General features: G+C 70.2%; 12 protein-coding genes. 9 read left to right on the forward strand and 3 right to left on the reverse strand.

Features of this window, described 5'->3' with window-relative positions; genetic code table 11:
- Window positions 1-21: 21 nt before the first annotated feature.
- Window positions 22-894, forward strand: coding sequence for a hypothetical protein (locus tag ABGB01_RS31035; protein ID WP_347777052.1), 873 nt, complete (start codon window positions 22-24; stop codon window positions 892-894).
- Window positions 895-922: 28 nt separating this feature from the next.
- Here the strand turns inward: ABGB01_RS31035 and ABGB01_RS31040 are convergent, their stop codons facing one another.
- Entirely contained in the window at window positions 923-1,414 is a 492-nt protein-coding gene (locus tag ABGB01_RS31040; RefSeq protein ID WP_132597601.1) for an Lrp/AsnC family transcriptional regulator, read from the reverse strand.
- Window positions 1,415-1,684: 270 nt separating this feature from the next.
- Here ABGB01_RS31040 and ABGB01_RS31045 point away from each other — a divergent pair, with 270 nt between their 5' ends.
- The 8 genes from ABGB01_RS31045 to ABGB01_RS31080 all read left to right on the forward strand — a co-directional run bounded on the left by ABGB01_RS31045 (window position 1,685) and on the right by ABGB01_RS31080 (window position 10,477).
- Window positions 1,685-3,118 carry a gamma-aminobutyraldehyde dehydrogenase gene (locus ABGB01_RS31045; RefSeq protein ID WP_347777053.1) on the forward strand — a complete coding sequence of 478 codons (1,434 nt, stop codon included), beginning with the start codon at window positions 1,685-1,687 and terminating at the stop codon, window positions 3,116-3,118.
- A gap of 21 nt (window positions 3,119-3,139) precedes the next feature.
- Window positions 3,140-4,207: an ABC transporter ATP-binding protein gene (locus tag ABGB01_RS31050; protein ID WP_347777054.1), complete on the forward strand. Its 1,068-nt coding sequence runs from the start codon at window positions 3,140-3,142 to the stop codon at window positions 4,205-4,207.
- Window positions 4,208-4,216: 9 nt separating this feature from the next.
- Entirely contained in the window at window positions 4,217-5,422 is a 1,206-nt protein-coding gene (locus tag ABGB01_RS31055) for a spermidine/putrescine ABC transporter substrate-binding protein (protein WP_347777055.1), read from the forward strand.
- A 52-nt stretch (window positions 5,423-5,474) separates the two neighbouring features.
- Window positions 5,475-6,326, forward strand: a complete 852-nt coding sequence (locus tag ABGB01_RS31060) for an ABC transporter permease (RefSeq protein WP_347621992.1) — start codon at window positions 5,475-5,477, stop codon at window positions 6,324-6,326.
- Window positions 6,323-7,117, forward strand: coding sequence for an ABC transporter permease (locus ABGB01_RS31065; RefSeq protein ID WP_347777056.1), 795 nt, complete (start codon window positions 6,323-6,325; stop codon window positions 7,115-7,117). Before ABGB01_RS31060 ends, ABGB01_RS31065 begins: the two co-directional genes overlap by 4 nt.
- A gap of 39 nt (window positions 7,118-7,156) precedes the next feature.
- The gene (locus ABGB01_RS31070) at window positions 7,157-8,551 is read left to right on the forward strand and encodes an FAD-dependent oxidoreductase (protein WP_347777057.1); all 1,395 of its coding nucleotides are present in this window, start codon (window positions 7,157-7,159) and stop codon (window positions 8,549-8,551) included.
- A gap of 15 nt (window positions 8,552-8,566) precedes the next feature.
- Window positions 8,567-9,439 carry an alpha/beta hydrolase gene (locus tag ABGB01_RS31075; protein WP_347777058.1) on the forward strand — a complete coding sequence of 291 codons (873 nt, stop codon included), beginning with the start codon at window positions 8,567-8,569 and terminating at the stop codon, window positions 9,437-9,439.
- A gap of 114 nt (window positions 9,440-9,553) precedes the next feature.
- The gene (locus ABGB01_RS31080; protein ID WP_347777059.1) at window positions 9,554-10,477 is read left to right on the forward strand and encodes a serine hydrolase; all 924 of its coding nucleotides are present in this window, start codon (window positions 9,554-9,556) and stop codon (window positions 10,475-10,477) included.
- 5 nt (window positions 10,478-10,482) lie between these two features.
- On the opposite strand, the gene ABGB01_RS31085 is transcribed toward ABGB01_RS31080, so the two are convergent.
- Window positions 10,483-11,991 carry an MFS transporter gene (locus ABGB01_RS31085; protein WP_347777060.1) on the reverse strand — a complete coding sequence of 503 codons (1,509 nt, stop codon included), beginning with the start codon at window positions 11,989-11,991 and terminating at the stop codon, window positions 10,483-10,485.
- Between the two features lie 35 nt (window positions 11,992-12,026).
- Window positions 12,027-14,852: a BTAD domain-containing putative transcriptional regulator gene (locus tag ABGB01_RS31090; protein ID WP_347777061.1), complete on the reverse strand. Its 2,826-nt coding sequence runs from the start codon at window positions 14,850-14,852 to the stop codon at window positions 12,027-12,029.
- Between the last annotated feature and the right edge of the window lie 7 nt (window positions 14,853-14,859).

The raw sequence follows: 14,859 nt of genomic DNA on the forward strand, positions 1-14,859 counted from the left end.
TAGAACACATATAGTAATGTCGTGCCCGTGATCACTCCCCAACACGAAGGGCTGACCAAGCTCGTCACCCTCGATCTCGGGCACACCGCGCAGGGGCTGCGCGCGCTGTTCGATCTACGGATACCCGAGACGGGCGAGGCCAGGCTGGCCTCGCCCGACCTGTCCGAAGCCGTTCCTGCGGTCTGCCGGGCCGATGGCGCCCTCCTCTACGGCGAGGATGGCGACAAGCTCGGCGTCATCATCGAGACGCAGCGTGGCCAGGACGACGACAAGCACTATTCGTGGCTGGAATACATCGCCAACTTCCGGGCGCGTGAGAAGTGCCGGGTCGTCCTGACCGTCATCTGCCCCGATCGCCAGATAGCACGCTGGGCGGCCAAGCCCATAGAGACCGGCCATCCGGGACTCGTGCTCAATCCACTGGTGATCGGGCCCGACAACACCCCGCTCATCACCGACGTGGCCGAGGCGCTGGGCAACATCGGTCTGGCCGTCATCTCCGCCGTCACCAAGTCCCAGGACCCGTTGATCAAAGAAATCCTGAGCACGTTGGACGCGGCCCTCAGCAAAATCGATCAGAAGCTGGCCGGGCGATACGGTCAGTACATCTACGTCTCTCTGACTGGCGTCGCCCAGAAGGAATGGGGGAACCTTATGGCTATGCTGACACATCCGTACCAGGGGGAGTTCGCCGAGAGCCTCCTCGCCAAAGGCCAGGCCAAAGGCCAGGCGGAAGAGGGGGCGAAGATGCTGCAGATGCTCCTTGAGGCGCGGGGCATCGAGGTGTCTGCGGAGGTGCGGGAGCGGATCACGTCGTGCATGGACACGGCGGTGCTGGAGGAGTGGTTCCAGCGGGCGCTCACGGCCGACTGTGCGGAGCAGGTCTTCGGGTGAGCCCCGCGGGAGCCCGCCGCCGGGTCGGTCAGCGGGTGCCCCAGGAGTAGGTCTGCTTGCGTAGTTTCAGGTAGACGAACGATTCGGTGGCGCGTACGGCGGGGATGGCGCGGATCTTGCTGAGGATCTCCAGCAGGTGCCCGTCGCCCTCGCACACGACCTCCACGATCACGTCGAACGAACCGGCCGTGAGCACCACGTAGTCGATCTCCTCGATCGCCGCGAGCTCGTCGGCCACCGACTCCAGGTCGCCCTCGCAGGTGACACCGATCATGGCCTGGCGGGGAAAGCCCAGGGTGAGAGGGTCGGTGACGGCGACGATCTGCATGACGCCGGCGTCCTGCAGCCGCTGGACGCGCTGGCGCACCGCCGCCTCGGAGAGCCCGACCGCCTTCCCGATCGCCGCGTACGGCATGCGCCCGTCGGCCTGCAACTGCTCGATGATCTGCTTGGACAGGTCGTCGAGCACCACGGGCCCTGAGCGGGAAGCGGAGCGGCGTACGCGCGGCGGCGTGGTCATCGGATGTGGTTCCTCCTAGCGGTCCGGCATGGCGGGGGCGTTCCCGCTGGGATGCCGTCCTGGTGCGACATGGTGTCAGTTCCCGGTCGACTGTCAAGCGAATTCGTAGCAATTTGATATATTCACCACGAAATCCCTTGTTTCGCTGCGACCGCTCTGTAAGAGTCGCGGGCAGCTCAGCCACCTCACGAGGAGGTCTTTCATGACCGAGCTTGCCGAGGTCATCCATAGACAGAGCACCTGGGTCTGGCGACCGACGAAGGAGGGCGCATGACGACCCGTCTGCAGAACTATGTCAACGGCGAGCTCGTGGACGCCAAGAGCGGCCGGTTCTCCGACATCATCGACCCGTGCACGGGCGAGGCCTACGTTCAGGCCCCGGTCTCCGGGCAGGACGACGTCGACGCGGCGTTCGCCGCCGCGGCCGCCGCGTTCGAGTCGTGGGGCAGGACCACCCCGGGTGACCGGGCCAACCTGCTGCTGAAGGTCGCCGACGCGATCGAGGCGCGGGCCGACGAGATCAACGAGGCCGAGTGCCGCGACACCGGCAAGCCGCGCGCCCGCATGGCCGAGGACGAGACCCCGGTCGCCGCCGACCACTTCCGGTTCTTCGCGGGCGCGGCCCGCACGCTGGAGGGCCCCACGGCCGGTGAGTTCCTCGCCGAGCACACCAGCGTCATCAGGCACGAGCCGATCGGCGTGGTCGGGCAGGTCACGCCGTGGAACTATCCGGTGATGATGGCGGTCTGGAAGATCGCCCCCGCGCTCGCGGCCGGCAACACGGTCGTGCTCAAGCCGTCCGACACCACCCCGGTCGCCACGCTCAAGCTCGCCGAGATCCTCGGCTCGGTGCTGCCCGCAGGCGTCTTCAACGTCGTCACCGGCGACCGCGAGACGGGCGCCCTCGTGGTGAGCCATCCGGCCGCCTCGATGGTGGCCATCACCGGCTCGGTCGGCGCGGGCATGTCGGTGGCCAGGAGCGCCGCCGACGACCTCAAGCGGGTGCATCTGGAGCTCGGCGGCAAGGCGCCGGTCGTGGTCTTCGAGGACGTGAAGGACCTGCGCGCGGCCGCCGCCGGCATCGCCGAGGCCGGCCTCTACAACGCCGGCCAGGACTGCACCGCCGCCTGCCGGGTGCTGGTGCAGGAGAGCGTGCACGACGCGTTCGTGGCCGCGCTGAGCGAGGCCGCCGCCGGCACCGTGACCGGCGACCTGGACACCGAGGACGCGCTGTACGGGCCGCTCAACAACGAGAACCAGCTGGCCAGGGTGCAGGGCTTCATCGACAGGCTCCCCGCGCACGCCACGATCCTCACCGGCGGCAAGCGCGTCGGCGACAAGGGCTACTTCTTCGCCCCCACGGTCGTCGACGGGCTCAGGCAGGACGACGAGATCGTGCAGAACGAGGTCTTCGGCCCCGTGATCACCGTGCAGACGTTCACCGACGAGGCCGACGCGCTGGCCAAGGCCAACGACGTCAGATATGGCCTGAGCGGCTCTGTCTGGACCTCCGACCACGGCCGTGCCATGCGGATGTCCAACCGGCTGGACTTCGGCACGGTCTGGGTGAACACGCACATCCCGTTCATCTCGGAGATGCCGCACGGCGGCTTCAAGCATTCCGGATACGGCAAGGATCTGTCGGTGTTCGGCCTGCACGACTACACCAGGGTCAAGCACGTCATGCACTACATCGGCGAATAGCAGCAGGGGCGAAACCTGGACATGACCGGGCTATCGGCAATCGAGCTAGAGGACGTCGTCAAGGAGTACCTCTCGCATGGCGAGGTCGTCCAGGCGGTCAAAGGCGTGACGCTGGACATCGCCGAGGGGGAGTTCTTCTCCCTCCTCGGCCCGTCCGGCTGCGGCAAGACCACGACCATGAGGATGGTCGCCGGGTTCGAGGCGCCCACGAAGGGCCTGGTGAAGCTGCACGGCAAGGACGTCACGGACGTCCCGCCGAACAAGCGCGACGTCAACATGGTCTTCCAGTCCTACGCGCTCTTCCCGCACATGAGCGTCTGGGACAACGTGGCGTTCGGCCTGAAACAGCGCAGGACGCCGCAGGAGGAGATCAGGCTGCGAGTCGGCGAGATGCTGGAGATCGTCGACCTGGCCGGCAGGGAGAAACGCCGGCCGCGCGAGATGTCCGGTGGCCAGCAGCAGCGCGTGGCGCTGGCCAGGGCCCTGGTCAACCGGCCGCGGGCGCTGCTGCTCGACGAGCCGCTCGGCGCGCTCGACCTTAAATTACGCCAGGCCATGCAGATCGAGCTCAAGCGCATCCAGCGCGAGGTCGGCATCACGTTCGTGTACGTGACGCACGACCAGAACGAGGCGCTGACCATGAGCGACCGCATCGCCGTCATGAACGACGGCCTGGTCGAGCAGCTCGCCAGGCCGCGCGAGATCTACGAACGACCCGCGACCGCGTTCGTCGCGGGCTTCATCGGCACCTCCAACCTGCTCGCGGGCACCGCGACCGGCGGCGAGGTGGAGGTCGGCGGCGGCCGGGTGCTGGTGCCCGGTCACGACGGCGAGGTGACGGTGACCGTACGCCCCGAGAAGATCACCATCGGGGCGGAGGACCCGGGGCCGGAGGTGAGCGGGGTGCGCGGGACCGTCGCCGAGGTCGTCTACCTGGGCACCTACACCAGCTATTCCGTGAGCCTCGCGGACGGGACGGACATCACCGTTTTCCAGCAGAACGCGCATGACGCGGTGGCGACGGCGGAGCGGGGAGACTCCGTCTGGCTGTCGTGGCGGGCGCAGCACTCGTACGTGATTGGAAGTTGACAGCGCCTCATGCACCCCCCACTGCGCTCATCCCGCACCAGACGTGACGTCTTCCGGCTCGCCGGCTACTCGGCCGCCGGGCTCGCCCTCGCCGCCTGCGGCGTGCAGGGGCAGAAGGTCGCACCGCCCAAGGCGGACGCCGTCCAGGACTTCTGGGCGAAGCAGACCAAGAACGGCAAGGTCGTCTTCGCCAACTGGCCGGAGTACATGCCGGAGGACAAGGGCCCGCTCGAGCGGTTCACGAAGGACACCGGCATCGCGTACGAGTACAAGGAGGTCATCCAGGAGAACGCCGAGTTCTTCGGCAAGGCCGATCCCGTGCTGCGCGCCGGCCAGTCGCTGGGCTACGACATCGTCGTCATGACCAACGGCGTCCAGCTCCAGCACATGCTGCAGCTCGGCTACGCGGTGCCGCTCGACCACGCGCGGCTGCCGAACTTCCAGGCCAACGCGGGCCAGAAGTTCAAGGAGCGCTCCTACGACCCGGGCAACAAGTTCACGATCCCGTACGCGTCGGGCGTGACCGGGATCGCGTACAACACCGACCATGTCAAAGAGGAGATCACCAGCATCGAGGCGTTGTTCGATCCCCGGTACAAGGGGCGGATCGGGATGATGAACGACGCTCAGGAGATCGGCAACTTCGGCATGTTCGCGGTGGGCGTCGACCCGGAGAAGTCGACGGAGGCGGACTGGAAGAAGGCCGGGGAGAAGCTCAAGGCACAGCGCGATGCCGGACTTGTGCGGAAATATTATGATCAAGGGTATATCGATGCCGTGGCGAAGGGCGATGTCTGGGTGACCATGGCCTGGTCGGGCGACGTCTTCCAGCGCCAGCTCGCCGGCGAGCCCGTCGCCTTCGTGGTGCCCGAGGAGGGCGGCACGATCTGGACCGACAACATGCTCATCCCCAAGGGCGCGGCCAACCCCCTCGACGCGCTCATGCTGATGGACTACCTCTACCAGCCCGCCGTGGCCGCCGAACTCGATGAGTTCATCCAGTTCGTCACGCCCGTCCCGGCCGTCCAGGACCTGTTCAGACAGCGGGCCAAGACGGCCGAGGGCAAGGACAAGAAGGCGCTCAACGACATGGTCGACAGCCCGCTCATGTTCCCGAGCGAAGCCGACTACGCCAAGCTGCGCACGTACACCACCCTGACCACCCAGCAGGAGCAGGTGTTCAACCCGATCTTCCAGTCGATCACCCAGGCGTAGGCACGATGACCCGTCACCTGCCGTGCGCCGCCGGACCCGGGAGAGCGTGACGATGCGGCGGCTCACCCCCTACCTCCTCGCGCTGCCGAGCTGGATGTGGCTGGCCATCTTCCTGGTCGTGCCCATGGTCGCGATGGCGTCGGTCTCGCTGCAGACCGGCAACGCCTATGACGGCTACGCCATGACCTTCAACGTCTCCACCTACGGGGACGCGCTCGGCAGGTACAGCACCCAGCTGCTCCGCTCGCTGGTGTACGGCGGGCTCGCGACTGTGGCCATGCTGCTGATCGGCTATCCCGTGGCCTACTGGATCGCCTTCAGGGGCGGCACCCGCAAGTCCGTGTACCTCTTCCTCCTGCTGCTGCCGTTCTTCGTGTCGTTCGTGCTGCGGACGATCTCGTGGAACTTCCTGCTGGCCGACAACGGCATCCTCTTCGGCACGCTGAAGGACTGGGGGCTGCTGCCCGAGGGCTTCCACGTGCTCGCGACGACGCTCGCCGTGGTGGGCGGGCTGACCTACAACTTCCTGCCGTTCATGATCCTGCCCATCTACGTGGCGCTGGAGCGGGTGGACCCGCGGGTGGTGGAGGCGGCCCAGGACCTGTACGCGACGCGGGCGGGCGCCTTCCGCCGGGTCGTGCTGCCGCTGTCCTTGCCCGGGGTGTTCGCCGGGGTGCTCATGACGTTCGTGCCGGCCACGGCCGACCCGATCAACGCGCAGATCCTGGGCGGCACGGGCAACACCATGATCGGCAACAACATCCAGACCGAATATCTGGTGAACCTCAACTACCCGACCGCCGCCGCGCTGTCGTTCACGCTGATGGCGGTCCTGCTGGTGGGGATCTTCGCCTACGCCAGGGCCCTCGGTACGGAGAACGTGCTCGAGGCGGCGGCCCGATGAGGAGCGGCGAGCGGGGCAGGCTCGGGGACCGGCTGCTGCACGCGTACACGTGGCTCGTCATCGTGTGGCTGTCGGCGCCGATCGCCGTGATGATCCTGTTCGGGTTCAACGACAAGCAGAGCAAGTCCAACACCAGCTGGCAGGGCTTCACCCTCAGGTGGTACGCCGAGCTGTTCGAGATCTCCGATCTGACCGTGGCGCTGCGCAACTCCCTGGTCATCGCCCTGGTCAGCACCGTCATCACGGTCGTGCTCGGCACCATGCTCGGGCTCGCGCTCGGCCGCCACCGCTTCCACGGCAAGGGCGTCACGAACTTCCTGGTCTTCGCCGCCATCTCCACGCCCGAGCTGGTCATGGGGGCGTCGCTGCTGTCGTTGTTCGTCTCGGGCAACGTGCCGCGCGACGCGAACACGATCATCGTCTCGCACGTGCTGTTCTCGTTGTCCTTCGTGGTGGTGACCGTGCGGGCGCGGATCGTCACGCTCGACCCGTCGCTGGAGGAGGCCGCCAGAGACCTCGGTGCCACCGCCTGGGGGACGTTCCGGCAGGTGACGCTGCCGTCGATCATGCCCGCGGTGACGGCGGGCGCGATGTTGTCGTTCGCGCTGTCGATCGACGACTACGTGGTGACGAGCTTCGTCAACGGCTCGACCGTCACCTTCCCGCTGTGGATCGTCGGCGCGGTGAAGACCGGCATCCCGCCACAGGTCAACGTCATGGGTACGCTGATCTTCGGCGTCGGGGTGCTGATCGCCGTGGCCAACGCGGTGGTGGCCAGGCGGCGCGCCTGACCCTTCGGCCTCACGGCTCGATCGTAGGGATGTGGGAGTGTGGATCCGCTGAAGGCGCTGGCTGACGCGGAGCGCGGGCCGTACTGGCTGGACAGCCCGGCCCGACCCGAGCCGGCCCCGCGGCTGGCCGGCCACAGCAGCGCCGACCTGGTCGTCGTCGGCGGCGGCTTCTCCGGCCTGTGGACGGCCCTGATGGCCAAAGAACGCGACCCGTCGCTGGACGTCGTCCTGCTCGAAGGGCGCAGGATCGGCTGGGCGGCCTCCGGCCGCAACGGCGGGTTCTGCATGGCCACGCTCACCCACGGCCTGGCCAACGGGCTCGAACGGTGGCCCGAGGAGATCGACCGGCTGGAGCGCATGGGCGTGGCCAACCTCGACGAGATCGAGCGCACACTGTGGCGCTACCGCATCGACTGCTCGTTCGAGCGCACCGGCGAGCTGCACGTGGCCACCGAGCCGTGGCAGCTCGACGGGCTGAACGAGCACCTCGAGCTGATCGACGAGCTGGGCCTCGACTACGTGCCGCTCGACCGGGATCAGGTGCGGGCCGAGCTCGACTCGCCGACCTACCTGGGCGGGCTGTGGGAGCGCAGCGGTTGCGCCATGGTCGACCCCGCGCGGCTGGCGTGGGGGCTGCGGGACGCGTGCCTGCGGCTCGGTGTACGCGTCCACGAGCGCAGCCCGGTGCGCTCGCTGCACGACGACGGCACCACGATCACCCTGCGCACGCCGTACGGCACGGCGGCCGCGCGCCACGTGGCCCTGGGCACCGGCGTGTTCCCGCCGCTGCTGCGGCGGTTGCGGCACTTCGTGGTGCCGGTCTACGACTACGTGCTGATGACCGAGCCGCTGACGGCGGCCCAGCTGGCCGAGGTGGGCTGGAGCAACCGGCAGGGCGTCGGCGACTCGGGCAACCAGTTCCACTACTACCGGCTGACCGACGACAACCGCATCCTGTGGGGCGGCTACGACGCCGTCTACTACAACGGCGGCCTGGTCAAGCAGGAGTACGACCAGCGCGACGCGACGTTCGTCAAGCTCGCCGAACACTTCTACGCAACGTTCCCGCAGCTCGCGAACGTGCGGTTCAGCCACCGGTGGGGCGGCGTGATCGACACGTGCAGCCGGTTCAGCGCCTTCTACGGGCAGGCCCACGGAGGCCGGCTGGCCTACGCGGCCGGCTTCACCGGCATGGGGGTCGGCGCCACCAGGTTCGGCGCGAACGTCATGCTCGACCTGCTGTCGGGCGAGCGCACCGAGCGCACCGAGCTGCGGATGGTGAAGGAGAAGCCGATCCCGTTCCCGCCCGAGCCGGTGCGGTCGGGGGTGATCCAGTTCACCCGGTGGTCGATCGCGCGGGCCGACCAGCACGAGGGCAGGCGCAACCTGTGGTTGCGGGCGCTCGACCGGATGGGGCTGGGGTTCGACTCATAGCGCAGACTTGGGCGTATGAGAGCACAATTCGTCGTGGACGGCCTCACCCTGGTCGGTGACCTGCGGGTGCCGGAGGGCGGAGGGCCGCGTCCCGGGCTGGTGTTCACGGGTCCGTTCACCGGGGTGCGCGACCAGGTCACCGGGCTGTACGCGGCCCGGCTGGCGGAGCGGGGCTACGTCACGCTGTCCTTCGACCACCGCAACTGGGGCGAGTCCGGCGGGGAGCCGCGCCGGCACGAGGATCCGCAGGGCAAGCTGCACGACCTGCGGGCGGCGGTGTCGATGGTGCGGTCGCGGCCGGAGGTGGACCCGGAGCGGATCGGGGTGGTGGGGATCTGCCTGGGCGGCGGATATGCCCTGAAATTTGCTGCTTTCGATCCCCGGGTGCGGATTTTCGCTGGCATCGCCGGGGCGTACAACAACCCCTACGCCATGCGGACGGGCATGGACTACCCGGCCGTGCTGGGCTCGCTCACGGAGGTGCTGGAGCAGCAGGACCAGGGCGGGCCCGTCGCGTACATGCCCGCCGTCGCCGAGAGCGCCGAGGCCGCGATGCCGGGCGACGAGCCGTACGCCTACTACGGCTCCGAGCGCGGCGCCTCGCCCCACTGGACGAACGAGGTGACCAGGGCGAGCGTGCGCGAGCTGATCACGATGGACAACATGATGGGGGCCGACTTCCTGTCCCCGAAACCGGCGCTGATCGTGCACGGGGTCGTCGACCGGTTCTGCTCGCCGGAGGGTGCCGAGGAGGCGTACAAACGGCTCGACGAGCCGAAGGAGCTCGTCTGGGTGGACGCCAAGCAGCACACCGACCTCTATGACCAGGAGCCGTACGTCACCCAGGCCGTGGACGCGACGGCCGCCTTCCTGGAGAGGCATCTCTGACCGCTCGGCAAGGAGGTGCTGAAGGTCTGTCCAGGAAAGAACCGCATGCGAGGGATGAAGCCGCCAAATCGGGCATGAATCCCGTAACCCCTGATAACGCGACGGGGGTTGCGCATGCGTGCAAAGTGGGCGGCCTGGGTGGGCCTGGCGCTCGTGGCGGCGTGCGGCCCCGAGCGGGCGCCGACCGTGCCCGTCGCGGTGCGGGCCACCGCCAAGGCGCCGGTCAAGGTGGCGCGGTGCGTTATGAAATTTCCTGACAAACGAGCCGCGCGCGCGGCCCGCCAGCGCCTCGAACACGACCTCTCCCGCTACCTGCGCACCCGCCCAGGCCGCATCGTGTACGGCGCGCACGACCTGGTCAGCGGGGTCACCCTCGGCCAGGGGGAGCACCGGCACGACCTCATCACCGCCAGCGGCGCCAAGGTGGACATCCTCGCCGCGCTGCTCCAGCGCCGCCACGCGAGCGGCCTCACCGAGGGAGACCGCGACCTGGCGGAACGCATGATCACGGAGAGCGACAACAAGGCGGCGGACGCGCTCTGGTCGCGGGTCGGCGGGGGCGGCGTCATGAGCACCTTCTACCGGCGAATGGGGATGCGGGAGACCACACCGGGGCCCGGCATCTACTGGGGCGGCACCACCACCAGCCCCGCCGACCGCATCCGCCTGCTGGACGTCCTGGTCGGCGGCGGCAAAGGGCTGCGCGCCTCCGACCGCCGGCTGTTGCTGGGGCTGATGAGCCGGGTGCACAAGATGCAGGCGTGGGGCGTCAGCGCCGCGGCCCGGCCCGGTGACCGGGTGGCACTGAAGAACGGCTGGACCCCGCGCCCGTTCATCCACAACACGTGGGCCGTCACCAGCTACGGCCGCATCCAGGGCCCAGGCCGCGACCTGCTGCTGTCGGTCCAGACCGACCAGCAACCCGGCCACGGCGCGGGCGTCCAGACCATCGAGCGGGTGGCCCGTACGATCGGCGCCCGCCTCGACAGCCTCTCCCCGACCTACACCCGCCCCTGCCCCACCAACCCCATCCCCTGAACGCCTCACGTCCGGCTGGTGAGGAGCTCCTCCGGGATCTCCTTCGGAACCCCGCGCAGCCCTGCCAGCGCCAGCCCCGCGACCACGGCCAGCAGCGCCGCCGTGACCAGCGACGTCACATGCACACCCGCAAGGAACGCCTCCTGCGCGGCGCGCACGAGCTGGCCCGCCTGGCCGGCGGGCAGGCCGGCGGCCGTTTGCATCGCCCCGGCGATCGACTCCCGCGCGGCCGCGCCGTCCACCCCGGCGGGCAGTTCCAGGTTCGCCCGGTAGGCGCTGGTCAGCACCGTGCCCAGGATCGCGATGCCGAGCGCCCCGCCCAGCTCGAACGCCGTCTCCGACACCGCCGACGCCGCCCCCGCCCGGCTCCTGGGCGCGGTGGCCAGCACGTTGTCGTTGTTCACCGTGAACGCGAACCCGACGCCCATGCCGCCGATCACCATGACGGGCAGCAGGGTGAGGTAGTTCAGCTCGGTGCCGAGGGTGGCGTAGTAGAGGAACGAGCCCGCGTTCATGGCCAGGCCGAGCGCGACCACGCCGTTGCGGCCGATAAGGTTGATCAGCTTGGCGGCCAGCACCCCGCCGACGGCGCCCGCCAGGCCGCCGGGCAGCTGGGCCAGCCCCGCCTGCAGCGGCGACCAGCCGAGCACGAGCTGCAGGTACCACGCGAACATCAGCATCATCGCCGACATCGCGAAGATCGCCAGCAGGTTCGTGGCGATGGACGCGCTGAACGCCCTCCTGCGGAAGAGCCGCACGTCGATCAGCGGTTCGGCCAGCCGCGTCTGCCGCCACACGAACACCGCCAGCAGCAGCACCCCGGCCACGCCCGCGGCCGCCACGTCGGCGTGGCCGAGCCCCTTGTTCGCGGCCTCCTTGACGGCGTAGATGGCCGTCACGACGCCGCTGAAGGACAGGACGACGCTGGGCAGGTCGAGCCGGCCCGCGTCCGGGTTGCGCGACTCGGGCAGCACCAGGGCGCCGCCCACCAGCACCAGCAGCATGATCGGTACGTTGATCAGGAACACCGAGCCCCACCAGAAGTGGTCGAGCAGCACGCCGCCGACGACCGGGCCGATCGCGAAGCCCGCGGCGCTCATCCCGCTCCAGACGCCGATGGCCGCGGTCCGCTCGCCGGGCTCGGTGAACACGTTGCGGATGATCGACAGCGTGGACGGCATGATCGTCGCCCCGGCGACGCCCAGCAGCGCCCTGGCCGCGATCAGCAGCTCGGGGGTGGGGGCGTACGCGGTGACCACGGAGGCGGCGCCGAACGCGGCCGCGCCGATCAGCAGCAGGCGCTTGCGGCCGATGCGGTCGCCGAGGTTGCCCATGGTGACGAGCAGGCCGGCCAGCGCGAAGCCGTACATGTCGCCGATCCACAACAACTGCGTGGATGTGGCGCCCAGGTCGGCCACCAGGCGCGGAAGCGCCAGGTGCAGGACGGTCAGGTCGAGGGAGAGCAGGAGTGTGGCCAGGCAGGCGATCGCCAGCGCGGCCCATTTGTTCGTCATGCCGCTCACGGTCGCGGAAGCGGCTGACGGCCGGCCTACCGCTCGCTGACCAACCGGCTGATCTCGCTCAGCCCGGCCGCGATGCGCATGCGGGTGGCCTCGGCGCTGTACCAGCCGTCGGGGCATTCGGCCCGCGCCTGGGTGAGCAGCGCCTGCGCCTCGTCGAGGTCGCCGCGGCGCAGCGCCACCTCGCCGAGGCCCAGGTGCGCCCACGCGAGGGTCTCCATGGAACCGTTCCTGCGCGACAGATCGGCCGCGAGCACGTAGTCGGCCTGCGCGGAGTCCGTGGCCTGCCTGCAGATCAGCGCGTCGCCGCGGCGGCACAGGCCCTCGGCGATCTCGGTCGTGGCGCCCAGCTCGCGCGCCATCGCCAGGGACTCGTCGGCCAGCGTGTACGCGGTGTCGTAGTCGCCGCGCTCGTAGTGGAACTCGCAGAGCCCGGACAACACGAGCGTCATGCCCCAGCGCTCGCCGATGGCCTTGAACGAGGCCAGGCTCTGCTCGAAGTGGGCCAGCGCCTCCTCGGGCCTGTCGAGGGCCTGCAGGACGAAGGCGGCGCCGCCGTAGGACAGCGCCTGCTGCCAGGGCGGCAGGTCCCGCACGATCCGTCTGATCTCGTCGAAGGCATCCTGGAAGTCGCCGGGAGGCCCGGTGAACATGGACAGCAGCAACATCATGAACTCGACCCGCACCGGCATGTGGTCCCAGCGCACCAGCCGGCGCACCTCGGCCATCCGCTCGCGCAGCTCGTCGTCCGCGCCTCCCGCCCAGGCCGTGACGAGCACGCACATGACGTATTCCTCGTCCAGGTCGGGCGGGCGCCGCGGGCCGAGCGCCGCCAGCAGCCCGGCGGCCAGGTCGGCGCTGGTGGCGCGGTGACCGCGCATCCACCAGTAGCAGGCGCTGTGGGCCAGCAGCCGCAACGCGACCTCCAGCCGCCCTGCCTCGGTGGTCCAGCGCACGGCGGCGTTGACGTCGTCGCTCTCCTCGTCGAGCTTGGCAAGCCACTCCAGCTGCTCGCTCGTGCGCAGCCACGGGTCGGCCTCCATGACGAGGTCGAGGCAGTAGCCGGCGTGCGCGTCGCGGATCGCCTCGACCTCGCCGGACTCGGCCAGCCTCTCGGCGCAGTACGCCCGGATCGTGTCGAGCATGCGGTAGCGCCCGTCGACCACCTGCACCAGCGACTTCTCCGCGAGCGAGAACAGCACCTCCTCCGGCAGCCCGCACACCCGCTCGGCCGCCGCGGGCCGCGCGCCGCCCACGAACACGGTCAGTCTCCTGGCCAGCCGCTGCTCGTCCTCGTCGAGCAGGTCCCAGCTCCACGCGACGACCGCGCGCAGCGTCTGGTGCCGGGGCAGCGCCGTGCGGCTGCCCCGGGTCAGCAGCCGGAACCGGTCGTCGAGCCGCGCGGCGATGTCGGCCAGCGGGAGTGTGCGCAGCCGCGCCGCGGCCAGCTCAATGGCCAGCGGTAACCCGTCGAGAGCCCGGCAGATGCTCGCCACCTGGGCGGCGTTGCCCGCGTCGACGGCGAAGCCGGGCGCCACGGCGGCGGCGCGGTCGGCGAACAGCCGGACGGCGGGATAGCTGAGCGGGTCGCCCGATTCCGGCGGAGGCAACCGCAGCGGCGCGACCGGCAGGATCGACTCGCCGGTGATGCCGAGCGCCTCCCGCCCGGTCACCAGCACCCGCAGCGAGGGGGCGGAGGCCAGCAGCAGGTCCGTCAGCTCGGCGGCGGCCGCGATGAGGTGCTCGCAGTTGTCGAGGACCAGCAGCAGCCTGCGGCCGGCCAGCGCGGTGACGAGCCTGGCGGCGGGGTCCACGGCGGGACGGTCGGAGGCGTGCGTCACGGCGTCGCGGATGTCGAGCGCGGCGAGGACGGCCGCCGGAACGTCGGCCCCGTCGGAGACCTGCGCGAGCGGCACGAAGCACACGTCTCCCGCCTCCTGGCCGGCCACCTCGATCGCGAGGCGCGTCTTGCCCGCGCCGCCCGGCCCGATCAGCGTGACGAGCCGGTGCTCGCGTAGTCTCGCCGCCACCTGCCGGAGCTCGTCGGCGCGGCCGACGAAGCTGGTGAGCTGGGCGCGCAGCCCCTGCCGCGAGCTCTGCCCGGCCGCGGGGGCGGCCGAGGCCCCGAGCGCCGGGTCGGCCCTGAGCACGGCCAGATGCGCGGCGGCCAGCTCGGCTCCCGGCTCGACGCCCAGCTCGTCGTCCAGCAACTTCCTGGCCTCGTCGTAGGCGGCCAGCGCCTCCGCCTGGCGGCCGCTGCCGTAGAGCGCGCGCATGAGCTGGGCCCGCAGCCGCTCGCGCAGCGGGTGGGCGGCGGCGAGCCGGCTCAGCTCGGCGACCAGCTCGCGATGCCTGCCCAGGTCGAGGTCGGCCTGCACCCGGTCTTCCGTGGCCGACAGGCGCAGCTCCTCCAGCGCCGTCGCGGCGGCCACCGCGTGCGGAGCGTCGGCGAGCGGGGTGCCGCGCCACAGGTTCAGCGCCTCGCGCAGCAGCGCCGCCGCCCGCTCGGGGTCGCCGCCGGCCAGGGCCTGCCCGCCCGCCCGCGCCAGCTGCTCGAACCTGCACGCGTCGACGTCCTGCGGATCGGCCACCAGCCGGTATCCGGCCGGATGGAACTCCACCAGATTCCGGCCCAGCGCCCTGCGCAGCCGGGACACCTGCGACTGCAGCGCGTTGGCCTCGCCCTCGGGAGGCCGGGGGCCGTACATGCCGGCCACGAGTTGCTCCGCGCCGACGATGCGGCCGGCGTGCAGGGCGAGCAGGGTCAGCAGGGCGCGCACGCGGGGACCCCCGAGCGCGACCTGCTCGCCGTCCTCGCCCAGCACAGCGGTGGGCCCGAGGATCTGGAAGCGCATACCCCGA

The sequence above is a fragment of the Nonomuraea sp. B5E05 genome (assembly GCF_039880665.1).
GTDB lineage: Bacteria > Actinomycetota > Actinomycetes > Streptosporangiales > Streptosporangiaceae > Nonomuraea.